30 protein-coding genes are annotated in these 25981 nt (G+C 49.5%); 6 read left to right on the forward strand and 24 right to left on the reverse strand.

Annotated elements, in window-relative coordinates; all coding sequences use genetic code 11:
* Positions 1 to 45: 45 nt before the first annotated feature.
* Entirely contained in the window at positions 46 to 1005 is a 960-nt protein-coding gene (locus tag IPP75_03705) for a transposase family protein (GenBank protein QQS69001.1), read from the forward strand.
* A gap of 162 nt (positions 1006 to 1167) precedes the next feature.
* On the opposite strand, the gene IPP75_03710 is transcribed toward IPP75_03705, so the two are convergent.
* The 12 genes from IPP75_03710 to IPP75_03765 form a co-directional block, all read right to left on the reverse strand.
* On the reverse strand, positions 1168 to 1371 hold the full coding sequence (locus IPP75_03710; protein ID QQS69002.1) for a 30S ribosomal protein S18: 204 nt from the start codon (positions 1369 to 1371) through the stop codon (positions 1168 to 1170).
* A 5-nt stretch (positions 1372 to 1376) separates the two neighbouring features.
* Entirely contained in the window at positions 1377 to 1757 is a 381-nt protein-coding gene (rpsF, locus tag IPP75_03715; protein ID QQS69003.1) for a 30S ribosomal protein S6, read from the reverse strand.
* 398 nt (positions 1758 to 2155) lie between these two features.
* The gene (locus IPP75_03720) at positions 2156 to 4417 is read right to left on the reverse strand and encodes a DNA translocase FtsK 4TM domain-containing protein (GenBank protein ID QQS69004.1); all 2262 of its coding nucleotides are present in this window, start codon (positions 4415 to 4417) and stop codon (positions 2156 to 2158) included.
* Between the two features lie 44 nt (positions 4418 to 4461).
* Positions 4462 to 4695: a hypothetical protein gene (locus tag IPP75_03725; GenBank protein ID QQS69005.1), complete on the reverse strand. Its 234-nt coding sequence runs from the start codon at positions 4693 to 4695 to the stop codon at positions 4462 to 4464.
* A complete protein-coding gene (locus IPP75_03730; protein QQS69006.1) occupies positions 4695 to 5204 on the reverse strand; it encodes a hypothetical protein in 510 nt (169 codons plus the stop codon). The genes IPP75_03725 and IPP75_03730 overlap by 1 nt, the downstream gene beginning before the upstream one ends.
* Positions 5205 to 5274: 70 nt before the next feature.
* Positions 5275 to 7392, reverse strand: coding sequence for a ribonuclease J (locus tag IPP75_03735; GenBank protein QQS69007.1), 2118 nt, complete (start codon positions 7390 to 7392; stop codon positions 5275 to 5277).
* Between the two features lie 33 nt (positions 7393 to 7425).
* Positions 7426 to 8052 (reverse strand): uracil-DNA glycosylase, encoded by a 627-nt coding sequence (locus IPP75_03740; GenBank protein ID QQS69008.1) that lies wholly within the window; start codon positions 8050 to 8052, stop codon positions 7426 to 7428.
* A gap of 39 nt (positions 8053 to 8091) precedes the next feature.
* Complete coding sequence (locus IPP75_03745; protein QQS70159.1) at positions 8092 to 8403, reverse strand: four helix bundle protein; 312 nt, start codon at positions 8401 to 8403, stop codon at positions 8092 to 8094.
* Between the two features lie 99 nt (positions 8404 to 8502).
* Positions 8503 to 10653, reverse strand: a complete 2151-nt coding sequence (gene pnp, locus IPP75_03750; protein QQS69009.1) for a polyribonucleotide nucleotidyltransferase — start codon at positions 10651 to 10653, stop codon at positions 8503 to 8505.
* Positions 10654 to 10828: 175 nt separating this feature from the next.
* On the reverse strand, positions 10829 to 11095 hold the full coding sequence (gene rpsO / locus IPP75_03755; protein ID QQS69010.1) for a 30S ribosomal protein S15: 267 nt from the start codon (positions 11093 to 11095) through the stop codon (positions 10829 to 10831).
* Between the two features lie 76 nt (positions 11096 to 11171).
* Positions 11172 to 11858: a tRNA pseudouridine(55) synthase TruB gene (truB, locus tag IPP75_03760; protein ID QQS69011.1), complete on the reverse strand. Its 687-nt coding sequence runs from the start codon at positions 11856 to 11858 to the stop codon at positions 11172 to 11174.
* A gap of 27 nt (positions 11859 to 11885) precedes the next feature.
* Positions 11886 to 13874 carry a hypothetical protein gene (locus IPP75_03765; protein ID QQS69012.1) on the reverse strand — a complete coding sequence of 663 codons (1989 nt, stop codon included), beginning with the start codon at positions 13872 to 13874 and terminating at the stop codon, positions 11886 to 11888.
* Between the two features lie 174 nt (positions 13875 to 14048).
* Between IPP75_03765 and rpsT the strand changes: the two genes are divergently transcribed.
* The 3 genes from rpsT to IPP75_03780 all read left to right on the forward strand — a co-directional run bounded on the left by rpsT (position 14049) and on the right by IPP75_03780 (position 15254).
* The gene (gene rpsT, locus IPP75_03770) at positions 14049 to 14414 is read left to right on the forward strand and encodes a 30S ribosomal protein S20 (GenBank protein QQS69013.1); all 366 of its coding nucleotides are present in this window, start codon (positions 14049 to 14051) and stop codon (positions 14412 to 14414) included.
* A gap of 172 nt (positions 14415 to 14586) precedes the next feature.
* A complete protein-coding gene (locus tag IPP75_03775) occupies positions 14587 to 14874 on the forward strand; it encodes a hypothetical protein (protein ID QQS69014.1) in 288 nt (95 codons plus the stop codon).
* Positions 14871 to 15254 (forward strand): type II toxin-antitoxin system VapC family toxin, encoded by a 384-nt coding sequence (locus IPP75_03780; protein QQS69015.1) that lies wholly within the window; start codon positions 14871 to 14873, stop codon positions 15252 to 15254. Before IPP75_03775 ends, IPP75_03780 begins: the two co-directional genes overlap by 4 nt.
* A gap of 37 nt (positions 15255 to 15291) precedes the next feature.
* Here IPP75_03780 and holA read toward each other — a convergent pair whose 3' ends face one another.
* The 4 genes from holA to IPP75_03800 form a co-directional block, all read right to left on the reverse strand.
* Positions 15292 to 16212, reverse strand: coding sequence for a DNA polymerase III subunit delta (holA, locus tag IPP75_03785; protein QQS69016.1), 921 nt, complete (start codon positions 16210 to 16212; stop codon positions 15292 to 15294).
* A gap of 9 nt (positions 16213 to 16221) precedes the next feature.
* Positions 16222 to 16488 carry a type II toxin-antitoxin system mRNA interferase toxin, RelE/StbE family gene (locus IPP75_03790; protein QQS69017.1) on the reverse strand — a complete coding sequence of 89 codons (267 nt, stop codon included), beginning with the start codon at positions 16486 to 16488 and terminating at the stop codon, positions 16222 to 16224.
* Positions 16485 to 16775, reverse strand: coding sequence for a hypothetical protein (locus IPP75_03795; GenBank protein ID QQS69018.1), 291 nt, complete (start codon positions 16773 to 16775; stop codon positions 16485 to 16487). The genes IPP75_03790 and IPP75_03795 overlap by 4 nt, the downstream gene beginning before the upstream one ends.
* 61 nt (positions 16776 to 16836) lie before the next feature.
* The gene (locus IPP75_03800) at positions 16837 to 17913 is read right to left on the reverse strand and encodes a Fic family protein (protein ID QQS69019.1); all 1077 of its coding nucleotides are present in this window, start codon (positions 17911 to 17913) and stop codon (positions 16837 to 16839) included.
* Between the two features lie 142 nt (positions 17914 to 18055).
* Here IPP75_03800 and IPP75_03805 point away from each other — a divergent pair, with 142 nt between their 5' ends.
* Complete coding sequence (locus tag IPP75_03805; protein QQS69020.1) at positions 18056 to 20233, forward strand: bifunctional alpha,alpha-trehalose-phosphate synthase (UDP-forming)/trehalose-phosphatase; 2178 nt, start codon at positions 18056 to 18058, stop codon at positions 20231 to 20233.
* Here the strand turns inward: IPP75_03805 and mutM are convergent.
* Positions 20228 to 21100, reverse strand: coding sequence for a bifunctional DNA-formamidopyrimidine glycosylase/DNA-(apurinic or apyrimidinic site) lyase (gene mutM / locus IPP75_03810; GenBank protein QQS69021.1), 873 nt, complete (start codon positions 21098 to 21100; stop codon positions 20228 to 20230). The genes IPP75_03805 and mutM overlap by 6 nt on opposite strands.
* A gap of 109 nt (positions 21101 to 21209) precedes the next feature.
* Between mutM and IPP75_03815 the strand changes: the two genes are divergently transcribed.
* Complete coding sequence (locus IPP75_03815) at positions 21210 to 21467, forward strand: hypothetical protein (protein QQS69022.1); 258 nt, start codon at positions 21210 to 21212, stop codon at positions 21465 to 21467.
* Here IPP75_03815 and IPP75_03820 read toward each other — a convergent pair.
* The 7 genes from IPP75_03820 to IPP75_03850 form a co-directional block, all read right to left on the reverse strand.
* Positions 21447 to 22031 (reverse strand): HAD family phosphatase, encoded by a 585-nt coding sequence (locus tag IPP75_03820; GenBank protein QQS69023.1) that lies wholly within the window; start codon positions 22029 to 22031, stop codon positions 21447 to 21449. The two genes, IPP75_03815 and IPP75_03820, sit on opposite strands and share 21 nt — an antisense overlap.
* Complete coding sequence (locus tag IPP75_03825) at positions 22024 to 22602, reverse strand: HAD family phosphatase (GenBank protein ID QQS69024.1); 579 nt, start codon at positions 22600 to 22602, stop codon at positions 22024 to 22026. The genes IPP75_03820 and IPP75_03825 overlap by 8 nt, the downstream gene beginning before the upstream one ends.
* A gap of 18 nt (positions 22603 to 22620) precedes the next feature.
* Complete coding sequence (locus IPP75_03830; protein ID QQS69025.1) at positions 22621 to 23208, reverse strand: hypothetical protein; 588 nt, start codon at positions 23206 to 23208, stop codon at positions 22621 to 22623.
* Positions 23209 to 23269: 61 nt separating this feature from the next.
* The gene (locus IPP75_03835) at positions 23270 to 24394 is read right to left on the reverse strand and encodes a PspC domain-containing protein (protein QQS69026.1); all 1125 of its coding nucleotides are present in this window, start codon (positions 24392 to 24394) and stop codon (positions 23270 to 23272) included.
* On the reverse strand, positions 24391 to 24732 hold the full coding sequence (locus IPP75_03840; protein QQS69027.1) for a PadR family transcriptional regulator: 342 nt from the start codon (positions 24730 to 24732) through the stop codon (positions 24391 to 24393). The genes IPP75_03835 and IPP75_03840 overlap by 4 nt, the downstream gene beginning before the upstream one ends.
* An 87-nt stretch (positions 24733 to 24819) precedes the next feature.
* Entirely contained in the window at positions 24820 to 25092 is a 273-nt protein-coding gene (locus IPP75_03845) for a hypothetical protein (GenBank protein QQS69028.1), read from the reverse strand.
* Complete coding sequence (locus IPP75_03850) at positions 25061 to 25939, reverse strand: hypothetical protein (protein QQS69029.1); 879 nt, start codon at positions 25937 to 25939, stop codon at positions 25061 to 25063. The genes IPP75_03845 and IPP75_03850 overlap by 32 nt, the downstream gene beginning before the upstream one ends.
* Positions 25940 to 25981 lie beyond the last annotated feature (42 nt).

Raw genomic sequence — 25981 nt, forward strand, 5'->3', positions numbered from 1 at the left:
CCAATCCCTCCGACACCTCGGTGTGTAGAATTGGGGCATATGTGTATGAAGAAGAACCTAACCCGACATCAAGTTATTGCCTATCGTAAACGAGTGTTAACTGAAGCCGATGCGAAAGGCGCGGCAATCGCTGCCCGAATGTTTGGGATCCATCGGGATACTATCTATGCTTGGCGGATCGAACTGTTCCCGCAGAAGCCTGGACCAAAAGGCAGGGTATCCTGGCAGACGAATGAAGACATTGAGGATTTGGTGCTACAAATCAGGCTGGGACTATCCTATGGCCCGAAGCGAATCGTCGATGAGATGAGTGACTCTGGAATATCCATTGGCGAGAAAGCTGTCCGCGGCATTATTGAACGAGCCGACCTCGTAAAGCACCAGAAACATCCAAAGAAAAAGCCAACGAGACCGTTCTACGCGCCCTATCCAGGCTACCGAGTGCAGATTGACACTAAGGCTGCACCGGTTCGTCCGGACGAAGATAAACGACGGAGTCGGAGACAGCAGTTTACAGCGATAGACATTGTCAGCAAGATCCGGTACCTGGCGGTCAAGGATGGCTTGTCGAATAGCAACTCAATCGCCTTTGTGCGTGAAGCCCTGGCGTTCTACGAATCGATTGGTATTACGGTGGAATGTGTCCAGACAGATAACCACTCCACGTTCACCAATTTGTCTACTGGCGGTAACAAAAAGCGTGACCATGAGCTCAGACGTATCCACCCGTTCACGCAGTACCTGCTCGACCGGGGCATCGAGCACAAGCTATCCCGACCGGGTACACCCCAACATAATGGTTTTGTCGAGCGGAGCCATCGGACAGACGAAGAAGAGTTTTACCACGTCACCAAAACGACCGAGCTTGATGTCGTCGCGTTCAACGAAGCAATGAAACTATGGCAGAACGAATACAATCGCGTGAGACGGCATAGCAGCTGCAATAACCTGCCGCCAATGGAGCACTATGAAGCGGTATGGAAAGGAACAGTAACTCATGTCTAAGTGTCTGGACAATTGGGGCTTAGTACAATTTAACAGACAAACAGGTATCAGGTAACAGAAATTTGACCGATATCAGGTCTCAGACGCCACTACCCGTGAGTCTGCTAAATGCCACCTGCCAAATTTCTGCTCAATGTTTGTCTGCTCTCTGCTAAACTGCTTCTAGGCTGTAGCTACGAATGGAAGCAGTGCAATATGTCGAGCCCGCTTAATAGCGACGGCCAGGTGGCGCTGCTCAGACTCGGTTAGGCCAGTTTTTTTGCGGCTTTCAATTTTGCCGTACTGGTCAACATACCGCTGAAGCGTCTTGAAATCTTTGTAGTCAAAGTAGGCGACGTCTGTTCGATGTTTAAAAATCTTTGCCATAGTTTCTACTCCTCTTCTTCCTCTTCTTTATCGTCGCTTTCACCGCGCTTTGCGGCCTGCTCTGCTTTGCGAGCCTTTTCGGCTTCTGCTTTTGCGAGTTTCTTTAGGTCTGGGCGCACAATGAGAAAGCGAATAACTTCGTCGGTAATGTTTAAGACAGACTCAATTTTGCGAACATTATCACCCGGGATATCAAGTGTATAAAAAACATAGACGGCACTGTCGTGCTTCTTTATTTGATAAGCTAGTTTTTTCTTGCCCCAATTATCGACATTGGTTACCTTGCCGCCATTGTCGGTAAATAGTTTTTCAACTTTTTTGGTTGCCTGCTCAAGGTCTACTTCTAGACCTGGGTCGAAGAGAATGGCGATTTCGTATTGATTCACTAGGTGCTCCTTTGGTTTCTGCCTGCACGCCAAGTGCTGCAAGCTGAGTTAATTGTAAGTAAAATTATAGCGTATTTATGACACAAAAGCAATAAAAAACTGCCCGCTCAGGCAGCCTTGTTTTCTGAGCCCGGAGTGAGATGATGGTAGCCCTGGTGTAGTCTCTCAATACACTTTCGGCAGGCCACCATCTCGCTCCATTTGGCTTGTTTGTTTTAACTCCATGGTAGTCCTGCAAAATATAAAACGCAAGCAAAATGTGTAGTAAAAATGTCTATCCACATCTGTTATTCAAAACCTATCCGTTGTACGCGTTGCAACAAAAAATACAATGCAAATACATTAAACTGAACACATTTATTGTATTAACTATTTTAACCGCCAGTACTCTGAGCACATTAGCGAGCAAGAAATTCGTCTCGCTCAGTAGGCTCGGTAGGTACGCCGTAATCATCAAGGCCTGCTCCGCTTTCGTCATTCGTAGCGCCCCCTTCGCCAAAAACTTGGTCAAGCGAGCTCACCAGTACATCGCGCGGGCGTGAGCCATCTGCCGCGCCTATGATGCCCTGTTCTTCCATTTCCTCCATAAGCCGTGCTGCTCGACCATAACCAATTCTGAGACGGCGTTGCAGTAGCGACGTCGAAGCCTTACGGCTTTCTATAACAACGCGTACTGCGTCACGGAACATATCTTCATCGGCATTTGCACCATGGTCGTCAGCTACAACTACCCCGCCCTTACCAAGCTGCACCGGCTGACTTACGACTTCGTCGTTGTAGTCTGGCGCACGTTGTTCGCGGATGAAATCGTTCACTTTGACCGTCTCGCCATCGCTCACAAATGCCGCCTGAACACGTTTTGGTGCGGGCATTTCAGATGTCTGGTACAGCATATCACCCCGGCCGAGCAGCTTCTCTGCTCCCATTTGGTCTATGATAGTTCGGCTGTCTACCTGGCTGACGGTCGTAAATGCTATGCGAGCGGGAACGTTCGCTTTGATGAGCCCTGTTATAACATTCACACTCGGACGCTGCGTTGCAAGTATAAGGTGTATGCCAGCCGCCCGTGCTTTCTGCGCCACGCGCACAATGAGTGCCTCGACATCGCGAGCCGCCATCATCATAAGGTCACTTAGCTCATCTATAACGATGACAACGTAGGGCATTTTTTCTTCTGGCTTAATGAGGTTGTACTCCTCTATATTGCGCTTGCTCACCTCTGCCATAGTGCGCAGGCGACGTTCCATTTCTGCCACCGCCCATTTGAGCGCCGATATGCACTTTTCCGGCTCGTGTATAACGGGCGTCAGGAGGTGCGGGAGGTCATTGTACGGCGTTAGTTCAACCTGCTTGGGGTCAACCAGAATGAGTTTGAGGTCGCTTGGGCTGTTGCGGTATAGCAGGCTCGTCAAGATGTCGTTTATCATGACAGATTTACCAGAGCCTGTCTGACCAGCTACAAGTAGGTGCGGCATACGCGCTAGGTCGGCAACCACGCTGTGGCCCACTATGTCTTTCCCTATAGCAAATGTGAGCGCACCTTCCGACTCCGCCCACTCGCGTGATTGGAAAATAGAACTTAGTCGCACCGTTGCGCCCTTTACATTCGGCACCTCTATACCCACCGCCCGTTTACCGGGTATGGGCGCTTCCATGCGGATAGTTGTGGCCGCTAGGTCAAGTGCAAGGTTGTTTTCGAGCGCGGTAATTTTCGTCAGTTTGACGCCAGTGGGTGGCCGCAGCGTGTATTGTGTGACGCGCGGACCGATGTTTGCACCCTCCATTTCCACGTCTATGGCAAAGTTAGCAAATGTTTCTTTGATAATCCGGGCGTTGCCCTCCACATTCCCGGCATCGGCCTTGTCTTGACGTTGGTCGAGTAGGTCAACCCCCGGCAGCTTCCAGTCGGGATCACTCGCCGTAGTAAGAGCTTCGTGACTTTCGTTTGCGCTCAATTTTTGTGCAGTATTGCGGAAGTTGGAATGGTGAACCTGTTCCTTCGTCAACGAACCTTCGCTATGCTTCACAACCGGCACACCTTCGTTCAGCTGAAAACCACTCTGCGCCGCTTTGGCCTTCAGTGCGGCCAGTTCTCCTTCGGGCTCGTCATTTTCGCCACGACGGAATAGCTTACCTAGGTTTAGTAGTACTTTGGGCGATATGCCAAAAGCAAAAAAGAATGTAAGCAGACCAAACGCAAAAAATAGCAGGCTCGCCGGAACCTTGTCTAGAGCAGAGAGAACAGCATCGCCCACAGCACCACCCACTTCACCGCCGTTACCACCCACGATTTGCGTAGCTAGACCCGGCTCATCTTTAACGCTCGCAAACGCCGTAAAGAACCAGGCCGACATAAGTACCAAAAACATATACATACTAAAAACGCGGCCGCGTGGTACCCGGTGGTCATCGTTCGTAAATTTGTAGTAACCCCAGTACAGCAGGCTTATCGGCACCAGCCACGCCCCCCAGCCAAAAAGCCAGCTCATGGCCCCAAAAAGCCCTTTTGGTAGCGTACCACCAGCGTGAAACCCACCTAGAAATATAAAAATTGCCGCCAGTATAAAAACTACCGCTAGCACATAGCCCACAACGGGCGATGGTTCTCGCTCAACCGGAGCTGCTGCCTTCTTTTTTGCTTGCTTTTTCTTTTTCGCCATAACGCTTTTGATTATACTCGATATTGATGTTCTAGTCTAGAATGTTACCTATTTTCATCTGGTGTTCCTTCGTATGTCTCTATGGCGTCTACCTGACCCTGCATGTCTCTAATATTTCGCAAATGTTCAAACTGTTTAGCAACCTCGTTCATTGCAACAAAACCAACAGAATTTGCAGTTCCAAGTCTTGCAACTTCTATACGACTATCGGCGATACCGCCCTCCAGTAGTCTCTGGCGATTTTCTCGAATTATGCCGAATCTCAATGGGCCTGCCATTACTGGTTACCCCCTTGCAAAACAACGGCTTGTTCGTCAACAATAACTCCCGGATAAAAATCCATCTCAGAGGAATTTTGAGGTATGCGTACATCAACTTCAATGTGTGTCATATTACCCCCACCGATAGCGGCAAGCACCCTATGCCTGCCTTCCGCAACCTTATACCCTACATTTCCGTTGGCATCCGAAAATGGGGTTAGTATAATTGGGTCATCTTGGTTATAGACCGTTGCCGTAGTGCCCCTTAGCCTGTTCGCATATTCCAAGCTAGCCACTTTTTCACCGCTTGGAAGAGCCTTTACACTGTCGTCCGTAAACGATGCCATCCCTGCCATAGCCCAAATTTTCCGTAGGGGAACAGAGATCCTCTTTTGCACATCAAAGGCATGGGGTTTTGTCTGAATATCAGCAGATGGAATTTGAGGATGACCCCAAAGAATGACATACATTTCTGAGCTGCAGCCCAGCCATTCAGTTTTTTCAGTTTTTTTTCTTTTGCCAAACATGGTTTTTTGTTACCGAACTATCATGTTTATATGATAGCAAATTATTGACTATTTGTCAATATGCTTGCTTCTAGTCAACTCGGAGATCTTGGTTGAGGAGACGTTCGCGCATGGCCTGGAAGCGCGCTTGCTGCTCGGCGGCAATCTCTTCTGGTGTTTTCTGTGGTTCTGCAGGTTTGTCTGTTTTGCCCTGGGGAGCTTGTTTTTCGTTTTTACCACCTACAATGTTAAGCACCGGTATAACTATTGGGCTGCGACCGGTTTGTTCAAACAAATAGTGCGTAATGTGATCTTTCAGTTCGGCCTTAAACCGGTCTATGTCGATGCGCTTGTAGCGCTGCTGGACAGCACGGCGAACCTCGTTACGCAGACCATTCATCATATCTTCTTGTTCACGCATATATATGAAGCCGCGGCTAATGATATCGGGACTCGTAAGCAAGTTGCCCGACTTCTTATCGACAGTGAGTACAACCGCCACTAGGCCTTCTTCGGCCAGAAGCACGCGGTCTTTGACCACCACGTTACTGACAATAGCGCCCGTTTGGTCAACGAGTATAGTGCCGCTTGGTACCTCGCCAATAACTTCCATCTTTTCGGGGGTAAGGGCTATAACTTCGCCGTTCAGAGCGTTTAGGCAGTTTGCGCGCGGTATACCCTGCTCGATGGCTAGTTCAATATGCCGCTGTTTTACCCGGTATGCGCCGTAGATTGGTATGAAAAACTTCGGCTTGGTCATTTGAATCATTTCGGCATATTCGTCGCGACTCGCATGCCCAGATACGTGCAGTGGCCCGACACCGTCAAGGTCGTGGTTTCGGTGTTCAAACACGTGCACATGCTTTTTCGTAAGGTCGTCAACCATTTGGCCAATAAGCGCATCGTTACCGCTTTCCGGGATTGGTGTACTAGAGAGAATGACGGTATCTTGCTCTTTTAGTTTTATGTGCCTGTGTTCACCATTTGCCATACGCTGCAGCGCAGACGATGGCTCACCCTGGCTGCCCGTACAGATAACAACGACTTTGTCGTCGGTTAGCGCCGGTACAGAAGCAATCGAGACAAACGTACCTTTTGGAATCTTCATAAAGCCATGGCGCACAGCCATTTCGAGTGTGCTTACCATACTGCGACCGTCAATGGCAATCTTGCGACCATGATGAACGGCAGCATTTACAATCATCTGTATGCGGTTCATGTTTGTACTGAACACCCCAACAAATATCCGACCCGGTGCCTGATTCATAATGTCAATAAAGCTCTGTTCGATGGTACTTTCGCTCGGCGTACGCCCCATTCGCTCGACTGTTGTACTTTCACTCAACAGTGCTAGCACACCTTCGTTGCCAAGCTCTATGAGCCGCTCCATGTCGGTGCGTTCGTGGTCGAGCGGGTTCGGGTCAAAGCGGAAGTCGCCTGTGTTGATTATGCGCCCCACTGGTGTATCGAGTACCACAATAGTGCTACCGGGTATTGAGTGCGTCACCCGCACCAGTTCTACAAAAAATTCACCAATCTTCAGGCGCTCGTGGGTGTCTTCGTTCATTTCGACTGTTTTGAGTTCGAAACCTTCTGGCATAGGCAAACCAAAATTCTCAAAAATTTCGTGCACCCGGCCAATGGTGAACTTACTGCCATATACCGGTGCCGGGAACTTTGGCACAATGTGCGGTAACCCGCCTATGTGGTCAAGGTGGCCGTGAGTGATAATGTACGCGCGCAGTTTATGCCGGATTGTTTCCATGTACGCCGTGTCGGCTATGCCGTAGTTTATGCCCGGCAAGTCAACACTCAGGTCGTTTCCGGCGTCTATAACTACAGCGTCATTCACATACTCTACAAGCATCATGTTTTTGCTCCCGCCGCCGTCCATGCCACCAAGGCCGATGATTTTCAGACGCGGTGAATCGTCTATAAAGTTTGCCCGGCGATTTTCGTCTACCTGGGCGGGCATCCACTGGTTTGCCACGCGCTGCGCGTCCATTTGTGTCCGCTTTTGTGCCCGCACGGCAGCGCCACGGCTAACCGTTGGTCGTTTTTCGCCGTTTTGCGGCTGAGACTGGTTCTGCGTAGCATTTCCGCCGCCGTTTTTACCGCGGAAGCCGTTTCCGCCCCCGTTTCTTCCACCTCGTTGCCCATTTTTCTGGCCATTTTGTGGTCGCTTACCTCTATTTCCTTTGTTGTCCATATTACTTTCCTTTTTCTTAACTTAGTTTCTTAATTAATTTACTTTCTTTAATATCTCTGGAATGAGCGCAAAATCATCCATGAGGGTTTGCCTCATCCCACCGTTATACAAAGCGGCCGCAGGATGGTACAAGGGTACAATCACTAGCTCCATCGTGCCACCGCTCTGGCTATTCTTATCTCTTATCTCTTGTCTCTTAACTCTAATTCGTTTTGGCTTGCCGTGATCCTGGCTTATATGAAGGTCGGGCAGAAACGCTCCGCCGCTGTGCCGCCCAAGTGTCACAATTATCTTCGGCTGGATAATCTCCAGCTGTTCTTGCAAGAATGGCAAAAACGCTTTCTTCTCCTCTGGCAAAGGGTCGCGGTTGTTTGGCGGACGGTATTTCACGATGTTCGTAATGTATATGTCCTCACGCTTCATACCGATACTCGCGAGCATTTCGTCTAAAAACTTCCCACTTGCCCCCACAAAGGGCTTGCCCTGAAGGTCTTCCTGCTTCCCCGGCGCCTCACCTATAAACAACACGTCCGCATCCGGATTGCCCTCCCCAAACACGAGCTGCGTCGCCTGCGCCTGAAGATCTGGGGTGATACCGGCAGACTCAATTCGCGCCTTGAGTTCATGCAGATTACTCTGCTTATCTCTCTGATTATCCATTATCATGTCACCTGTCACGTTGGATTACCCTGTAACGTGTCACGATTTTTCCTTCGACGTATTAATTATCTTTTGTAAGAGCAGTACAAATTTACGTGCGCGATCTTCAAGAGCCAAGTTCTCGTCTGTCTCATTCAACCTTGCTAGAAGCTTCAGCCAGTAAACTGTTTCCGACGCTTCTTTCTTGGCAATGTAGATTTTGTTGAGAAAATCTTTCTTAGATGAAGCATCTTGTGCCTCTGAGTAATTAGCCCCGATGCTTGTCACCGCTCGTATGAGCTGATCTTGGATGGATCGATTAACCTTTTGGGACTCAGCATAGCGAATGACAACCACGCTCAAATCGAGCATATCTTCGAGTATTTGCTTCGTGATTTCGTTTGACATAATCGTTACAAGTTAATTGTTAATCCAAAGTGACAGGTTACATGTGACAGGCTAATCAATTAGTTATTTCTTATCTAGTTCTCGAGCGGCGGCTTTCATGCTCAGTTGCAGGCGGCCGCGGTCGTCTATGGCGACGAGTTTTACGGTAACAAGGTCACCTTCTTTTACAACGTCGCTCGGTTTATTAACACGTTCTTCACTCATTTCACTCACATGCACGAGGCCATCTTTGCCGGGCATAATCTGCACAAAGGCGCCAAAGTCGAGCACGCTCACTACTGGCTTGTCGACGTATATTTTGCCAACCTCTGGGTCTTCGACAATACTCGCAATCCAGTCCTTGGCTTTTTGAATAGCCACGCCATCTGGGCTGGCAATCATAACCGTACCGTCGTCTTTAATGTCGATTTCGGTACCGGTTTCTGCGGTAATCTTTTGGATGGTTTCACCACCCTTACCGATGATTTCACGAATCTTGTCTGGGTTAATCTGGATACTTTCCACGCGAGGTGCGTATGGGCTCAGTTCTGCCCTCGGTTCGGCAATTGTTTCAAGCATGTGTGCGAGTATGAAGGCACGGCCATCCTTGCCCTGCGCGAGTGCCTGTGCCAGTACATCGACAGACAAGCCGTGGACCTTCATGTCCATTTGCAGGGCAGTAATGCCTTTGCTTGTTCCGGCAACCTTGAAGTCCATGTCACCCGCAAAATCTTCGGCGTCAGCGATATCGCTTAGAATGTACGTCTTGTCTCCGTCTACCATCAGCCCCATGGCAATGCCCGATACCGGTGCCTTCAGCGGTACGCCAGCATCCATAAGGGCAAGGCAGCTACTGCAAGTTGCCGCCATAGAGGTTGAACCGTTCTGGCTCATAATCTCGGTAACGCTGCGAATGGCATAGGGGAAAACCGCTTCATCGGGCAGTACGGCAAAAAGGGCGCGCTCTGCCAGGTAGCCATGGCCAATCTCACGGCGGCCGGGGCTGCCGAGGCGGCGCACTTCGCCAACCGTATAGCCAGGGGCATTGTAGTGGTGCATGTAGCGGCGCTCTTCGTTTTTCTCCATGGTGTCTACGAGCTGCGCGTACGATAGTGGTGCCAAGGTAACAATGTTCATGCCCTGTGTCATGCCACGCGTAAAGAGGCTCGAGCCATGAGCACGCGGCAGCAACCCAACCTCAGAGCTCAACGGACGAATGTCGGTCAGCTTGCGGCCATCGGGGCGCGTGCCATCCTTGACTATGCCGGCGCGAACATCTTTGTGCAGTGCCATTTGAAAGGCTTCATCGTACTGAGTGCGTACAACTGTGTAGAGCTCTTCACCTAGCTCTTCAGCAAATGCAACGTGGAACTGCTCTTTGAGCACGCCAATCATTTCGTTTCGCTCTGGGTACGGCAATCGCAAGTCTTCGCCGAGCTTACCGGCCACCCATTTGTCTACAGCTGCTTGGATTTTTTCGTCTGGGAGGATTAATTCATATTCGGTGGCTTTCACCCCGACCTTTTTGGCAAGCTCAGCCTGCGCAGCGAGTGCGGGCTTTATAGCTTCCTCGGCAAATTTCAGTGCAGCCACCACTTCTTCTTCGGTGGCTTCGTTTGCACCGGCCTCAACCATCATGACACCACCTTCGCGGGCGGCTACAACAAGGTCGAGTTTGCTCGCGTTTAGCTCCTCAGCACTCATAAATGCTCGGTACTCACCACCATCGGTCATGCCAACGCGCACACCAGCAACTGGACCGTCAAATGGTGCGCCGGTCAGCATAAGGGCTGCGCTCATGGCAATCATAGCGACCATGTCGGGGCGAAACGCCGGGTCCATACTAAGAACGCTTGCGATGCCCTGCACTTCATTGCGGTAGCCCTTCGGGAAGAGTGGGCGGATAGGGCGGTCTATAAGGCGGCCAATGAGGATAGCGTCGTCACTTGGGCGACCTTCACGCTTGATAAAACGGCTGCCGCTAATCTTCCCGGCCGCATAAAACTTCTCTTCGTAATCAATGGAAAGCGGGAAATAATCCATCCCCTGAATAGGCTTCCCTAGCATGGCAGTGCCAAGGACTACGGTGTCTCCGTAGCGCGCGAGAACGCTTGCGGTGGTGCGAAAGCCAACGCGGTTGACTTCGAGCGTCAGTGTCCGCCCGCAGAACTCTGTCTCGACAACCACAAGGTCTTTGCCGTATGGATTGATAGTTTTGGTGGTAATTTGGCTCATGTGTAGCCTCCTTTTTTCGGGTGAGCAACAAGGTTCAAGCATCCACTCTTTGTTAGCCAAAGTGGAAACCTGTTCTTTATCACCCACCAATAGTTAATGTAGCTAGAATTGTAGGTTCTAGATCTTGGAATCTAGGTATCCTAAATTCCAACTTCCAACTTCTAAATTCTAAAGTTTAACGTCGAATACCAAGCTTTTTAATGAGGTTCAGATACGCCTGTCCGTCTTGCGCAGCAATGTACTGCAAAAGCCGCTTGCGCTTACCCACAAGCTGTAATAACCCCCGGCGAGCCGCAAAATCTTTCTTATTCACCTTGAGGTGCTCGGTCAGCTCACGGATGCGCTCGGTGAATATGCCCACCTGCACGGCAGCGCTGCCTGTGTCTTCCTTGCTCTTCTGCAAATCTTTCACAATTCCACTCTTTTTCTCAGCTGAAATCATATATACAAACAATCCTTTCAAAACTTCCTTAGAGACTACTGATGGCGTTGCATGGGAGTATACCAGATGCCGACCCCTATTGCAATAGATCTGCTAGCTGGACTTGGCCCAACCGGCTCAACTGCGCGGCATTTGCCAGATCGTAATCACCCACTTTTGTACGGCGTAGGCCTGACATATACGCGCCCGTTCCGAGCGCCTCACCAACATCTGCCACCAGTGAACGAATATACGTGCCACTACTGACATCACAGGTAAACCGAACCAGAGGGTATGAATATTTCATGTTTCTTATTTCATATATAGTTACTGGGCGCGGTTCAAGCTTCACCTCCTTGCCCTTCCGAGCCAAGTCATAGGCTTTCTGACCATTGATCTTAATGGCTGAATAGATCGGCGGGGTTTGCATGATGTTCCCGGTGAATTTCTTGAGTGCCGCTGTGACCTCGTTTTCACCCGGGATACGCGAATTAACAGGGGTCTTCTCCCCCTCATCATCACCCGTGGTGCTTGTTTGACCCAGCTTCATCGTGACCTCATACGTTTTGTCGTGTTTGCTTAGCTCAGCAGCACGGCGAGTGTACTCCTTGCCCACCAGTATGACGAGCAACCCCGTAGCCAGCGGGTCAAGTGTGCCCGTATGCCCTACTTTACAGTTTTTAGGTTTCTTGCCCTCGGCCTGCGCAACAATTTTGCGCACGTAATTCACCACATCAAAACTCGTCCACCCAGCGGGCTTGTCTATAAGGAGTAATCCCTGCATAACACTTAGCGTACCACGTTCCGCTGCCTACGCATTCGGGAATATGGGAGGAGGCGGAACCGACGGAGCGGCGGGCAAGGTAGCATCGGTCGGTCGCGATTGGGCAGTAGGGTTCGTTGTTATACCAGACTGAAAAGTTACGCCAGACGGAGGGGGTAGCGGCATATCAAGTGTTTGATCGGCTGGCGAGTTACCAGGAACTGGTTCACTGAAACCCGTATTAGTAGCCACACCAAAGCCGGGTGCAGGCTGATACACTATATCGGGAACATTTCCTTCGCGTAACTGCGGACCAAGTGGTTGGGCATTGAGTGCTGCAATGGGGTCAGGCGCACCCTGTGTCGGTTGAGCCGCAAGTGCGTCCTCTACCGCTTTTCGAGCCACATCGACGTCTCCTTCTGAACCTGTGTTGTTCACTCCTCCATCCGCGGCAGCTAGATGGGGACTGTCGACAACGTGCTCTATATCACTCAGTGTTTGCCGTGAGGTATCTATGTACTCATCATCTTCGTATTCATCTGTTGAGCTAGGGGCTGGCATGGCGGACGGGCTCGGTACAATAGGTGGTGACACGGGTGGCTGAGGGCTAGGTTCTGGCACTAAAGCCGCAACGTTCGGCTGCTGAGCTGTAGCCGAGACAATATCCTGGACTGACGGTACTGGCGTAGGGGGAGGTACAGGTGATGCTGCCGGCATCTGAGGCGCAGCAGATTCTTGGCGCGGAAGCGGTGGTAGTGTCGTGGGCTCCAACTGGGCAGGATGTTTCTTTGGTTCGGGAATACTATTATTTGGCGCAGGGGTTATGGTTCGTTCATTATGAGAAAGTATGGGCGTCTGCTGAGATGGCGCTGTCAGATTCTCTGCTGGCTCACCAAGACCCTCTTCGTTAGTATTTGCGGTCAACTCCCCACCAAGCATAGGCGGTTCGAGTACACGTTCTCGGGTGACTGCCGAGTGCGCTCCACCATCATTCGATAAGGGGTTTGTTTGACCATGTACCACGCCTATTCGGGGGTGATTGCCCTCATCTGCGGTTATAAGTTGGCCGTTTTCGTCGACTTGGATTTGCGGTGCTGCCGGTTCAGGAGGTACCGGTAACTCCACTTCATCCGGATCATCTTGGGCATCTGCGTCTGATTGTGTTCTCGAAGGTACTGGTGGTAACTCGGCAGTTGGGCTTGGCTCGCTATGATCAATTGCAAGCATACCGGGGTCGACGTGAGCGTCCTCTACAGCGGGTTGAGTGGCGCTCAGCCGTTTCGGTTCTGGGATAATTTCTGCATCCAGTTCTGTTGCAATAAGTTGCTGGTTTGCTCCGGCCGACATAAGAGACGCACTTATGCTCATTGTCTCCGGGCTGGTTCGGTCATTACTAAACCGTTCGGTCATGGCAACAATACCAGTCAGCAAAGCCGTTGCAATCTGCATATCCAATATGGATTTGTCGAGATTTTGCACCAGCTTGGTGACCATTTCTGACAAGCTACTTGCCTTCGAGTTCACAATATTGAGCGTGCCTAAATCTGAGTTGCCATCTATAGATAATGTGGACACCACCGCGTCGTGCAAAATACGTCCATGCGCGCTAATCGCTTCGTCTAAGTCTGTCTGCTCTTTTACGCCCAGCGCAATAACGACGTCAACATTAAAATCTCCCTGGCTAAATTCGAGGTCGTTTTCGGAAATAGACGTCCGGTACGGTGTTATAAAAATCCGAACGACTTGGTCTTCAACCTTATACCGTAGCTTGTCGGCCTTGGATTTATCGAGTGCAATAATGAAATCGCGCAGACTGTCGGTATTTGTTTCTAGGGTTTCTTTGGGCTTCAAAAACTCTATGGTACTGGGTGTCTGGCCGCTGTAAACCGCCGTGGCATGCTTGTCGAGTTTATTGAGTGCCAGCGTCAAACCAATAGCAGCAGCTAGCTGGTCTACCGAAGGATTTTTGCTCACCGTCACTAATACGTTCTGGGCGTCTTTGAGCTTGGCTACAAGTTGTTTTTGCTGTTCATCCATATTGTTTTTATTTGGCTACAGAAAGTCCGCATAAATGGTACCATAAGCGTAAAGAGCTGTCGAGTGTTTTTACCACTTTTTTGACGAAAGGATGTCTCTACTCCTTTACAACAGAGATGGTATGCGGTATAGTTGACACCGAGCAAATACTAACTCTAGGTAAAAAGGAACTCTATGCCCATTATTAAATCAGCAAAAAAACGTGTGAAAGTTGCTACTAAGGCTACCGTTCGCAATAGCAAAACCAAGCGAAGCCTGAAAGCCGCTGTGAAAGCTTTTGGTTCGGCCCTCGCTGCTACTGACAAAAAGAAGGCAGTCAAGGCGCTCGACAAAGTCCAGAGCGAGCTAGACCGAGCTGCCAAAAAAGGCATTTTGCACAAAAACAAGGTCGCTCGCAAAAAGGCTCAAGCCGCTCGTAACGCCCGTAACGCTGGCGTTCCCGCTGGCGTCAAAAGCGACAAAGTAAAAGCCACCTCTGTTAAAAAAGCATTCCCGGTGAAAAAAGCTGCCCCCGCAAAGAAGCCAGCAGCCAAAAAATAGTTTCCTTTCGATAAGAAAATGAATCTCTGGCGGTCTAGCAGCCGGGGAACTCTTGCCCCGCGACTCCAATATCCGGTCGTACTTCCGGCTGCGGCAGGTAAAGGGCTTGTTTATTAACAATACAAGTTGGTCAGACTTGACTAGACCATGTTGGTCAAGTTATAGTAGGAACATGAGTAAAGTCTATACAATTTACGAAGCGAAGACGCACCTGAGCAAGCTTGGTAAACGAGCTGCCGCCGGAGAAACAATATACGTCGGCGCCTACGGCACAGCCCAGTTTATGCTTACACCTATCCATGTCGCCAAAACGCCGCAAAAATCTTTCCGCAAAATCGGTGTTTGGGATCACAAGGCTATTCCTGACGCATACGACTATGCATCGCTAGTTGGCCCCGATACCGAGCTGAATGCCCTGATAGAAGAAAGCATAGACAGACCTTTTCCTGGTACAACATGACCATTCTCATTGATTCTCATATCTATATTTGGCTGCTGTTCGAGTCGTATCGCTTTAGCCCAGCCACTAAGCGTACACTGCAGACAGCAGAAGAGCTATATGTCTCTATCGCAAGTCTCACTGAACTCACATTCAAACACGGCTCTGGAAAGCTCAAGTACAATCCTGCCAATTTGTGCCAGGGCCTAGCCGAAGCGAATATCCATCTTCTTGCCATAACTAACCGCCACCTAGAGAAGTACGCTGAAATATCCTTGAGCCATAAAGACCCGTTCGATCGTCTACTCATCGCCCAAGCTCAGTGCGAAAACCTGCCACTTCTTACCGCTGATCAAACCTTACTCGACTCATCCTACCCCACTATCGACGCCCGCAAATAGCATTCTCATTTTGGATACGTCTGTATAAAAAATGAAATTATCTTGTGATGGTCAGCAGGTAGTAGCGAACGGCTTCGTCGGGGATGATGCTCTCTGTTTTGGTGCGCAGGTCAAACTCGCGGAGTCGGGTTATGAGTTCTTTGAGCCGCGCGAGGGTAATGTGTCTCACCAGACCCTGCGTTTTTCGCACCACAAAGGGGTTCAGTTTGGCTTCGCGGGCTATGTCGTCAACACTGCGCTGTTTCGCAGTTTTCACGACAGCCAGCACATGCAGCTGCCAAGCCAGCATGGCAATAACCTGCTGCGGCTCAACCTTTAGCGCCCGTTGCTCGTCGTAAAGACGCATGGTACGTTTAGTGTCACCAGTAAATGCTGCGTCGAGCAGTTCGAATATAGTACTTTGAGGTGTTTTTTCAGTTAGGTTTTCTATAGATTGCTCGGTAATTTTCGGGTCAAAAACGAGCAGCTTATCGAGCTCCTGCTGCAAGCCAAGCTGGTTTGTACCCACGCGCTCAACAAGCATACGCGCAGCACCGCTCGAAATACTGCCACCCCGCTCTTTTATGTATTCAACTGCAAATCGCGCCAATCCACCCGCATCCAGCACGGCAAACTCTTTGAACGCTGTCAGTTTTTTTAGCTGTTTGTAGTAGGTCAGCCGCTTGTCTAGCTTTGGCTCTACGATTATGACGTCGTTTGTATCTGAAACGGCTTCCATAAACGCTGCGAACTTTTCAGTAAATTCTTTGTTTGCGCCAGGCGCGCGCAGTACCACGAGCTTCCGTGCCGCCAAAAACGGCAAACTCTGTACCGCCTCCTCCATGCGCTCGTAGGGCGCCTCTTCCCCGTCTAGCCGTTCCACCGCCATATCACCATACTCTTTTTCAAACTCAGCAACGGCACAGCGCAAAGCCGCCCCCCGCTCCACATCATTCTCTCCCGTCAGCGTGGTTATCACAGTTCTATTTTACCCATACAACTGGCTGTGTGTCCCTATAAAGCCAAAAACTACTACATTTGTGCCTTCGTAGTAGAACAATGCGAGAATGTCTCCGGTTACATTCATGCTTAAGTAGCCCTTGTACTCAGCCTTCAGGGCATGCACCCGCAACGTAGGGTTATCTGGCCCAATAATCAGAAGTTTTATTCTCTGCTGAAAACGTGCTTGCACAGAAGACGGAAGCTTCTTGTACTGCTTTTTGAACCGAGGGTGATACTCGATACTCACAGTCATTTCTCTAGGTCGGCTATAAATTCCTCGACTGTCTCGAACGGACCGATGGTCTTACCTTCTTTGCGCTCAGCTTCAATCTCGGCGATAATTTTTTCCATCTGCGGCGTGGCCACCTCGACCGCTGGAAAATACACTTGCCCGGTCAAAACCAACTGATGCATATACGCATTCAGCAAAGTCCCCAGCGGTATGCCATACTGCCCGGCCACCGCTTGTGCTTTTGCCTTCAGGTCTTTCTTCACCTTCACACTCATAACAGTTGTATCGGATGCTTTTGTAGTACTCATACTACCAAGTATATACTTTGTAGTTTCCCTGTCAATCCCAGTCCAATATAACTTACACGGCCTAGGCCGCTTCAGACTCCTTAGCTTCAAGTTCATTACGGTGTATCTTAGAGAATCTACGATGTTGAAGAACCTGCTGCTGAATAGGTGTCAACATACCATTAACGGCATTTTCTCCCAGGTACTTGGCAACCACCCTATCTCTAATGTGAAGTTCCTCGTAAGCCTTACCCTCTATTGGGGAGATTGACGCTACGAGGCCAGTAGGAGATTCAACAAGCAGAGCCTGCAAGTATCGTCGTACATTTGCCGCTTTTTGTTTGCGAAGAATTCCTAGGATTTCTTTAGCATTCGCTATGCCGCCATTTTCATCTGCGACTATCTCTTCCAGAAACCTGTCTCCACTAAGTACTTTTCTGCCTTCGACTTCTTGTGTGCAGTTGTTAAGCCGGGAACCTATTGTCTGCCTGTGATTTTCAATAAATTCCCTCAGGGCAGCATTTTTGTACAAACTATTTGCCACAATTCCACCTAAAGCATCTTCCCCTTCACCCGCAAATTGGAATTCCCAGTCAATATCATCTGGTTGATTACCTTTATATTCTTTTCGCGAAGGCAATCTTAAATTAACAGGAGAAACTTCCCATCCACCTGCGCCACTTGACTGACCTACGATTCCAGAAATAGCGGCTTCATCTGTAGGGCCGCGAGCAATGAGAAAGGAACTTATGCGACTCGTTCTGCCGTTACCATCGATAAAAGGATGGGCAAGCAACACCCCCCCCGCTACCGCGAGCGCAGCTCGCTCAAGCGCATCCGCATCCGATAGGCTTCTGTCATGCAGGAATTCCCGAGCAACATCCCAAGTCTCATATAGGAGCGCCTGCTTCTCGCGCTGGTCAGGAACTTCATGTCCCATGAGTCCTACTTTTTCACCATCAAATGCTTGTCTTGCTTCGCTGTCTCCAGTACGCACAACTGATGCAGTCTGTTGAAGAAAGTCGATGAAGCCATCACCATTCATGTGTTCAAAATAATCACGCCGTAGAATTGGGTCGTTAAGAGCCTCATTCGAAGCCATGAATGCCGAGATTTCACCAACATTATTTGTACTGTGAGCGACTGCTTCTTGGGACATATGGACTAACCTTTTTTGTTTTTCATTGAACGATATATATCTTAGCAAAAAGCTTGTGATTTGTCAAGATTTGTTGTTTTGTATGAATGTTTGCGAAGTGTGCTACAGCGGGCCGGAGGATTATGTGCGATAATGTATGTACATGCCGAGAGTTGTGATTGTTTCCAACCGGCTGCCGGTGAGCGTGAAAAAGGTGGACGGCAAGCTAGAATTTTCCCCTTCGGCCGGAGGGCTAGCGACTGGTTTGTCTTCATACGCCACAACTGGCGCCAATCGCTGGATAGGCTGGCCCGGTATAGCTAGCGACGACCTCACCGACGGCGAACGAAAGCATATTACGGTCGAGCTTCGCAAACACCATTGCTACCCTGTTTTCCTTACCCAAAAACAACTAGATGGTTTCTATAACGGCTACAGCAACAGCGTGCTCTGGCCGCTCTTTCACCACATGAAAGTCGACGCAGGTGACACGCCCTCAAACTGGCGCTCATATAAAGAGGTAAATAAACTATATGCCGAGGCCACTTTATCACTTAGTCGCGAAACTGACCGACTCTGGCTGCACGACTACCAGCTTATGCTACTCCCAGAAATGCTCCGTATTGCCCGCCCCAAAAGTCACATTGGCTTTTTCCTTCATATCCCCTTCCCTTCGAGCAATATATTTCTTGAGTCGAAGCACGCAGCCGAGCTGACAAAAGGACTTCTGGGCGCAGACCTTATTGGCATGCATACATCTGCTTATGTAGAAAACTTTCTGTCATGCAGTCGTGAACTGCAGATTGGGTTAGTAGCACCCAAAAAAGTAGTACTCCCGGAGCGCGTTGTACGCGTGACTGACCTTCCCATTGGCATCGATTACCGCAAGTTTGCCGATGCTAGCCGTTCGCTCGAAGTCACTATTGAACACAAAAAGTTACTCTGGAAATACCTAGGGAAAAAAGTCATTCTTACTATAGACCGACTCGACCCATCAAAAGGCCTCCTAGGCAGGCTAAAGGCCTACCGCATGCTGCTTGCAGAAAATCCGAAACTTCGCGGTAAAGTAGTTATGGTCATGCAAGCCATGCCATCACGTACAGAAGTAGCCGCCTACCAGAAGCTCAGGGTCGATGTCGAAAAACTGGTTGAGCAAATTAACTCCCAGTTCGGTACGCGCCGTTGGCAACCGGTAGAAACTATTTTTTCACCGCTACCATTTGCACAGTATGCTGCCCTCTATCAACGCGCCGATGTTGCCTTCATTGCCCCTATACGCGATGGCATGAACCTCGTCGCCAAGGAATATTTGGCAAGTCACCCGAAAAGCGATGGCATACTCATTCTCAGCGAAACCGCTGGTGCTGCCGAAGAACTGAAAGATGCTGTACTGGTTAACCCCTACAAATTACGCAGCCTTGTCACCGGCTTAACCGACGCGCTCAACATGACCCCGAGTGGCTTTCTGCGTCGTACCCGCAAAATGCAACGTATACTGCGCCGAAATACCATAGACAAGTGGGCTGCTGGTTTTATTGACTTACTCGAGCATCCAATCCCAGTTCCAACCATTCGCATAACCCGTACGCTGAGCGAGTCGTTACAGCGTCATCTCAAAGCACAACATAAATACGCCCATAAAAGGTTATTCCTTTTTGATTATGATGGCACACTTCAACCTATAGTACAGAGACCAGAGCAGGCGAAGCCATCTAGTGAAACTATTGCACTGCTCCGAAAGCTCGCAAAAAACCCAAAAAATCATGTCGTTGTCATTAGTGGGCGCGAAAAAAATAACCTCCACACATGGCTGGGTCATCTTCCAATCACCCTGGTGGCGGAACATGGCGGATGGATTAGGTTCCATGACCATAAAAGCTGGAGGCAGACGACCCAGTCGTCTTTGTTATGGAAAGACGAGGTAGAAAAAATATTTAATCAGTATACTAAAAAAACGCCTGGCTCAATGACAGAGCAAAAAACTTATAGCATTGCTTGGCACTACCGGAATGCAACGCCATTTTCGGCACAAAAAAATCTCATCGCACTAAAGCAACTTCTCAGACCACTCGCACAGAACCATGGGTTACGCATAAAAGACGGTAAAATGGTGCTAGAAGTTCACCCGCTAGATATTAGCAAAGGTCATGCTGTGCAAGAATGGCTTATAGGGTCAGAATATGATTTCGTTATGGCCATAGGCGATGACACCACCGACGAAGACATGTTTGCAGCGTTACCGCCTACCGCCTACACTATTAAAGTCGGCCGCGGCCGTACTCTGGCTAACTATCGCCTCCCAAACCCAACCACCGTCCACCAACTACTGCGAAAACTATAACGACTGACAAACTTCGCAAAAGTGGGTGCCGCGGGCGGCGACACGGATTTTGGTGATGGTTGTGCCGCAGCGCGGACAGGGCTGGCCGTCACGCCGGAACACATTCGCAAAGCTCAGGTAGCTCCCTTTTTTGCCTTCGGCATTCACATAGTTTTTGTCGGTACTGCCGCCCTTTTCTATGGAAAGCTTCATAACGGCTTTGATTTCAGATGCTAGGCAGTGGATACTTGCTGCGGATACGTTTTTAACGAGTGTTTTTGGGTGTATCTTCGCCGCCCACAGTGACTCATCTGCGTAAATATTCCCAACCCCAGCCAGTACGGTCTGGTCAAGAATAGCTGCTTTAATCGACGTATTTTTTCGCCGCTGCAGTCGCTGGTACAGCACCTCACCCGTAAATGAACTTTCTAGCGGTTCGGGGCCAACTTTTTTCATAAAATCCATGTTTTGTATTTCGCTCGTAGGATACAGTTTCATCCAACCAAATTTACGAAGGTCGTTAAAATACATACGGGTACCGTCGGTGAAGTCAATGTGCTCACGAGTGGTATTGTCTGGCAGTTCCCGCACAAAACTATCGTTTGGATGCCCCGCTCCCCACCGCTCGTGATCACTCACTACAATAATCTGCCCTGTCATTTTCAAGTGACATGCTAGCGTATAACCACTTGAAAGCTCGATGAACAACATCTTTGCCCTTCGCCACACTCGCGAGACTGTTGCCCCCACCAGAAACTGCTTAACATCCGCTGGTACGTTCGGAAAACTTTTTAGACTCCCGTAGTTATGAACGCCGCATACGGTCTTTCCGACAAGCAGTGTCGTAAGCCCGCGGCGTATGGTTTCTACCTCTGGTAGCTCTGGCATGCTCCCATTGTACACCTCCCCAACCTCAAGATGTTTCAATAATCCGAACGTACAGTAAGCTTATTAGGATATTGCAGGCAACCTTGCCGTACTTGATACTTAACCATTAATGCCAGATACTTATAGCTCTATGGACGGTCTTGCAGACATACTCAGCAACAAGGATTTTGATATTCCCCCCGAAGCGCAGGCTATAAAAGAATACGTCCGGCGACACTATGACCATGAGGTGACAGTCACAATCCAGCAACGTACGATTCTCATTGCCGCGCGAAGCGCAGCGCTCATTGGTACGCTACGGTTAAATGCACCAGCCATTCAAAAGTTTGCTCAAACAGAGAAAAAACTACTGTTTCGCGTCTCTTAGCAATGCGTTCAAATCGTCCGTAAACTGAACAAAATCCGTATACACGACTGCCTGCATGCCTGCCTGGCGCGCCGCCTCACAAAAATCCGGTTTGTCGTCGGTAAATACACACTCGTTCGGCAGCACACCCAACCGCTCAGCCGCAATACCATACGCTCTGGCATCGGGTTTTATATACCCAATTTCGGCAGAGGCAATAACCGCATCAAAATAGCGCGCAAGCTCGTTATTCGGAAATCGCCTGTCTAAGCTGCCCATCGCCACGTTCGATAGCATACCGGTTTTGTAGTGTTTTCGAAGGACGAGAATATAGTCCAAAAGCTGTTGATTGCGCACTTCTCCTGCGCGTACTTGAGCCCGGAAATCTTCGACGTCCATACCAAGAATATTGGCTATTCTCGTATTTGATTCTTGAGGCTCTATCAATCCCCTATTATTTGCGGCGACAATGTCCTTTACCTCAAGAGCAGCTACAGGATTTTCGCGCGCCAGCGAAGCACGAATCTCCTGAAGCGAATCGGTGAGCACCACGCCAAAGCAGTCAAAAATAATGGCCTTAATCATCGGCTAGCATACCCCGTAGGTCCTGTATGGTCTGCTCGGCCGTTTGGTATAGAACACCTCGCATGCCCATAGTTTCAGCAGCCAGCAGGTGCGTAGATTTGTCATCAACCATCACGCAAGCCTCTGGCTCCACGTCTAGTTCGCGGCACATCAGTACAAACATTGCCGGGTCTGGTTTTGTCAGGCCAACGGCAAATGAACCTATAGCGGCATCAAATAATGCATACTGCTCAGCAGAAAATATGCTTTGAAATACGTCGTGACTCGTGTTGCTCAATAGTCCAATCTTGTACGCTGGCTTGAGTTCACCAGCAATGTAATCTAGCAAAGGTGTATTAACCCGGGTATGTTCAAACTGATGCCGAATTGTTCGTTCACTTTGTTTAGTCGCTGCAGCTAAAGCCTGCACAAACTCCTCTTGGGTTGCTAACCCTGCGTCTGCCCGCTGTCCCAGCCGTCGTAGGCGCTCCCATTCGTCGGAACGCTCAGAAAAATGTTCTGCTTTAAACTGTTGCCAGCCATTAAGGCCAAGCACTCCGTATAAGTCAAATACAACCGCACGTATTTTCATATGCTTTATTGTAGCAAGTTAACGCACAGTCATGCCGCGGGTAAACTCGCTGTACGTCACAGGAGGGATTTGGCGCTCAAAAAGTTGCCTCACCGCATCTCGCTTCCCGCCAAAACTACCGGTGCCGCACGAAGTAGACCAGTACCGGAGCACGTCGCTGCCATTGTTTTTCAGCGAGTACACATAGCGGCTCTGGAGCGGACACTGCCCGCGTTCGTCCTTTAGGGTCGTTTTGTTCCCTTTTGTAAAGCCCAGCGTATCTAAACCTTTGAGGAAGTTAAGATATCCGTCTTGTGTGTTGGGGAAAACTTCTTGGCGTATAACTTGGCCCTCATAACCGCTCATGAGCTCAATCTTGCTCTGAGACGCTTCGACTGTAATTCGTATGCTGCGGTGGTTCTGGTTGACGACTATCGGCCCGTCTATGAGGAATTCGGCTGCCGTGCCACTGTGCGCATATGAGCTCAACTTTGTCGTTACGATAGGTGCATTCTGATTACCGCCACTAAACACCTTACTAAAGAGAAGGATAATGAGCCATATAAGACCAATAACAATTAGCAAAAATACGATGATTCGGATGATTCGCGGACTGTCATTCACCATAATGTAAGCATTATAGCATAAATGCTTTAATTTTGCAATGCTTCCTCGTACCGAGCAGTGATTAACGCCATTCGCCTGTTACAGCAGGAGTTTGCGACGGGTTAATCCCCTCTACATGCCGCGTGCCGTTTTCTTCGTACCACTCGTAGTAGGTACCACACTTACTATCGTCAATACATATGGCGTTACTGCCCACTTTAATGTAGCCGTCATTGCGATTCGCAAAATCGCTAATACTTTCACCATATATAGCACCAAACGTAAGCACACTAAAGAGCGCAATGGTCCATAATACGACGGTAGTAATGTTTAAGACACGGGAATCGTTATGGCCACTTTCTCGTTTCGGGTGACTCACACTGTCAAACAGCCGGTACAGCCAGAATAGTGGCAAAGCAAGTAGCACATATACCGCCCCAAAAAATGCTATTTGTTTCCACGGTGTTATGACCGCCAACGTCCCACTCATCTTGAGCTCATCGAGTAGCGCCGCCCATACTCCCGCGACCAGAAAACCAGTCAACACCACAAGGCCAATGACTATCAGGACAATGGCAATATTTGCCACGACTTTCGCGATAGTGGTTATAACCGAACCAACCCGTGCAACATTGTCCTTATCTGTAGCCACTTGCTTCATCTTACCAACGATTTCTTTCGCCGTATCGGGCCTCCCGTAGGCTGCCGCGACCTCTTCAGGCCTTTTGGCCTCTGGCATCGCAATAGCAAGTATCAAATACACGAGAATCATGAACCCTTGCGTAACAAAAGTAAGAACCACAAATAGTAGCCGCATAACGGTCACGTCTGTGCCAAAATAGGCTGCCAGCCCGGCACAAACGCCCGCAATCTTGCCATCTTTTGGCAAGCGGTAGAGTTTGCGTTGCTCTTGCTGCGTTGAAACTTCTACTTTCTCGTCGTCATAATCATCGGTTTCGTGAACAGGCCCAACCTTTTCCAAGATGTCTTGCACGACTCGTGCAGACACAACGTTTTTTCCACTCGTTAGCTCAGCATCGCACTTATCGGCAATAGCTTGCTCAATATCGTTCACAATATCTTCTTTATCGGGGTTATGAGCGAGTGTTTTCTCTGCTTTGTCCAGATAGGCCTTCAGGGCTTCATACCCTTCTTCTTCAACCTGATAGGCCCGCCCGTTCAAATTAATAGTAGTCACCTTTTTCATTGCTTGCCTCCTAGCTCCTCAAGGCTTTTATATAAATCGTTCCAGTACACGTGCAGCTCCGTCAGGCGCGCCTTGCCTGCTGGCGTTAGACTGTAATACTTACGTGGCGGACCAGCTTCGCTCTCTGCCCACTCATACGCCAGATATTCATCGCGTTTGAGTCTTGAAAGCAGCGGGTACAGTGTGCCCTCACTGGTGGCAAACGGCGTACTAAGCAACCGTTCAAGGATGTCTGCTGCGTATACCTTGCTCCGAGAAACTGTACTGAGCACAGCAAACTCAAGCAGCCCTTTGCGTAATGGGGCGAAACTGTCATCTATTTTTTCTTTGTCCGGCATGTTCAAAGCTACCTTTCTATACCAAGGTACCATGTCAAAATATTATTGTCAATATATTTTAATCACCTACCCGTTTTACGCAGGGGTTCAGTTTTTGCAGTAGCCACTGCCGCTGAGCACACTGTTTTTACATAAGTCGTCTTTTACATTCAGCGTGTTCACTGTTTTTTGCCGCAGGTCACTCACCTTTTGTTCGGTACTTTGCACGTACGTTACAACCTTAAAAACAAGGAGCCCGAGCATAAGCAGCGTGATAACGATAATGCTTCCGAACAAGCTAATCCAGAAATTAATAATCTTTAGCTGGCGAGTAAGTTCACGCGCGAGTTTATCGTCTATGAGTGGTCGTTGCTGTTCCATATGTGTCCAGTATAGCGCGGATTGCCTTTCCAAGCTCGGTAGTGTCAGTAAAACTAAACCCTGCAATTTCGCCGTACCGTTCCTTTTCTATTCGCCACAATATAACTTCGGTACGTTCACCGCCGTGGCCGTTCATTTCGCCTATGTAGCCCAGCATTTCCGCCGCTGTCACCTCCTCTGCGGTGAGTCTGCCCTCGCGCAGTAGGTCGTAAATACGATGACGGTAGGCACTTGGGGCTTTGCAGTCAATGTTTACGTATTTTCCGGTTGCTCGGTCCGTGATAATCATGTCAATCCCCAGGGCGTCGCTTGCCCGGCTGGTCATTGATGCAGCAAAGCCTTCCTTTTGCACACCGCGGTACACAGCTATTTCGCGACTGAGCCCCTGCACAATAGCCTGGTACTGCTCGTCGCTAAAGGCCCGTACGCCGACTCTTTTGCAAAACCAGTCCATGAGCCGTTTCGCTTCGTCGCTAAACCCCGCCAACAGCGGTTCGTCGAGCGCCAGCACCGTCGAGACAAAGGCGTCATTAAAGTCTATAAGCTCGTACAAACGCTCCCCCCGACTATGGTACCCGTGGGGGTGCTTGTCCATTTGCCCCTGTGCCAATGCCGCCTGCGGCGCTTGCAGTACCAGTGCCCGCAGCCAGTGCCATGCCTTTGCACCACTCAGGTTTGCAGAAGACTCTATGTCATTAGCCTCTTTTTTGGCCTGTTCGATAAGTGGTTTCAAACGCTGCACATCGGGCTGCCCGCGCCAACGACGACTCGCTATGGGCACTTCGTTGCGCAAACTAACCTGCACATCTTCATACACCGTCCGCGCACCCGAACTCTGCTTTCGCACCCTTCTCCCTGCCCGATAGTCCCCAAATTTCTGCCACACTGC

Source organism: Candidatus Saccharibacteria bacterium, from assembly GCA_016700375.1.
GTDB lineage: Bacteria > Patescibacteriota > Saccharimonadia > Saccharimonadales > UBA4665 > JAGXIT01.

What these genes read in the sequence shown, in the direction of transcription:
- IPP75_03725 (QQS69005.1), bottom strand. Translation starts at nt 4,695, where the DNA reads ATGGCAGGCCCATTGAGATTCGGCATAATTCGAGAAAATCGCCAGAGA.
- IPP75_03710 (QQS69002.1), bottom strand. Translation starts at nt 1,371, where the DNA reads ATGGCAAAGATTTTTAAACATCGAACAGACGTCGCCTACTTTGACTAC.
- truB (QQS69011.1), bottom strand. Translation starts at nt 11,858, where the DNA reads ATGCAGGGATTACTCCTTATAGACAAGCCCGCTGGGTGGACGAGTTTT.
- IPP75_03765 (QQS69012.1), bottom strand. Translation starts at nt 13,874, where the DNA reads ATGGATGAACAGCAAAAACAACTTGTAGCCAAGCTCAAAGACGCCCAG.
- IPP75_03815 (QQS69022.1), top strand. Translation starts at nt 21,210, where the DNA reads ATGCCAGATACTTATAGCTCTATGGACGGTCTTGCAGACATACTCAGC.
- IPP75_03720 (QQS69004.1), bottom strand. Translation starts at nt 4,417, where the DNA reads ATGGCGAAAAAGAAAAAGCAAGCAAAAAAGAAGGCAGCAGCTCCGGTT.
- IPP75_03790 (QQS69017.1), bottom strand. Translation starts at nt 16,488, where the DNA reads ATGACTGTGAGTATCGAGTATCACCCTCGGTTCAAAAAGCAGTACAAG.
- IPP75_03780 (QQS69015.1), top strand. Translation starts at nt 14,871, where the DNA reads ATGACCATTCTCATTGATTCTCATATCTATATTTGGCTGCTGTTCGAG.
- IPP75_03830 (QQS69025.1), bottom strand. Translation starts at nt 23,208, where the DNA reads ATGGTGAATGACAGTCCGCGAATCATCCGAATCATCGTATTTTTGCTA.
- IPP75_03730 (QQS69006.1), bottom strand. Translation starts at nt 5,204, where the DNA reads ATGTTTGGCAAAAGAAAAAAAACTGAAAAAACTGAATGGCTGGGCTGC.
- IPP75_03825 (QQS69024.1), bottom strand. Translation starts at nt 22,602, where the DNA reads ATGAAAATACGTGCGGTTGTATTTGACTTATACGGAGTGCTTGGCCTT.
- pnp (QQS69009.1), bottom strand. Translation starts at nt 10,653, where the DNA reads ATGAGCCAAATTACCACCAAAACTATCAATCCATACGGCAAAGACCTT.
- IPP75_03835 (QQS69026.1), bottom strand. Translation starts at nt 24,394, where the DNA reads ATGAAAAAGGTGACTACTATTAATTTGAACGGGCGGGCCTATCAGGTT.
- IPP75_03745 (QQS70159.1), bottom strand. Translation starts at nt 8,403, where the DNA reads ATGCTCGATTTGAGCGTGGTTGTCATTCGCTATGCTGAGTCCCAAAAG.
- IPP75_03795 (QQS69018.1), bottom strand. Translation starts at nt 16,775, where the DNA reads ATGAGTACTACAAAAGCATCCGATACAACTGTTATGAGTGTGAAGGTG.
- IPP75_03735 (QQS69007.1), bottom strand. Translation starts at nt 7,392, where the DNA reads ATGGACAACAAAGGAAATAGAGGTAAGCGACCACAAAATGGCCAGAAA.
- IPP75_03775 (QQS69014.1), top strand. Translation starts at nt 14,587, where the DNA reads ATGAGTAAAGTCTATACAATTTACGAAGCGAAGACGCACCTGAGCAAG.
- IPP75_03820 (QQS69023.1), bottom strand. Translation starts at nt 22,031, where the DNA reads ATGATTAAGGCCATTATTTTTGACTGCTTTGGCGTGGTGCTCACCGAT.
- IPP75_03800 (QQS69019.1), bottom strand. Translation starts at nt 17,913, where the DNA reads ATGTCCCAAGAAGCAGTCGCTCACAGTACAAATAATGTTGGTGAAATC.
- IPP75_03845 (QQS69028.1), bottom strand. Translation starts at nt 25,092, where the DNA reads ATGGAACAGCAACGACCACTCATAGACGATAAACTCGCGCGTGAACTT.
- IPP75_03805 (QQS69020.1), top strand. Translation starts at nt 18,056, where the DNA reads ATGCCGAGAGTTGTGATTGTTTCCAACCGGCTGCCGGTGAGCGTGAAA.
- mutM (QQS69021.1), bottom strand. Translation starts at nt 21,100, where the DNA reads ATGCCAGAGCTACCAGAGGTAGAAACCATACGCCGCGGGCTTACGACA.
- rpsO (QQS69010.1), bottom strand. Translation starts at nt 11,095, where the DNA reads ATGATTTCAGCTGAGAAAAAGAGTGGAATTGTGAAAGATTTGCAGAAG.
- IPP75_03740 (QQS69008.1), bottom strand. Translation starts at nt 8,052, where the DNA reads ATGGATAATCAGAGAGATAAGCAGAGTAATCTGCATGAACTCAAGGCG.
- rpsT (QQS69013.1), top strand. Translation starts at nt 14,049, where the DNA reads ATGCCCATTATTAAATCAGCAAAAAAACGTGTGAAAGTTGCTACTAAG.
- IPP75_03705 (QQS69001.1), top strand. Translation starts at nt 46, where the DNA reads ATGAAGAAGAACCTAACCCGACATCAAGTTATTGCCTATCGTAAACGA.
- IPP75_03840 (QQS69027.1), bottom strand. Translation starts at nt 24,732, where the DNA reads ATGCCGGACAAAGAAAAAATAGATGACAGTTTCGCCCCATTACGCAAA.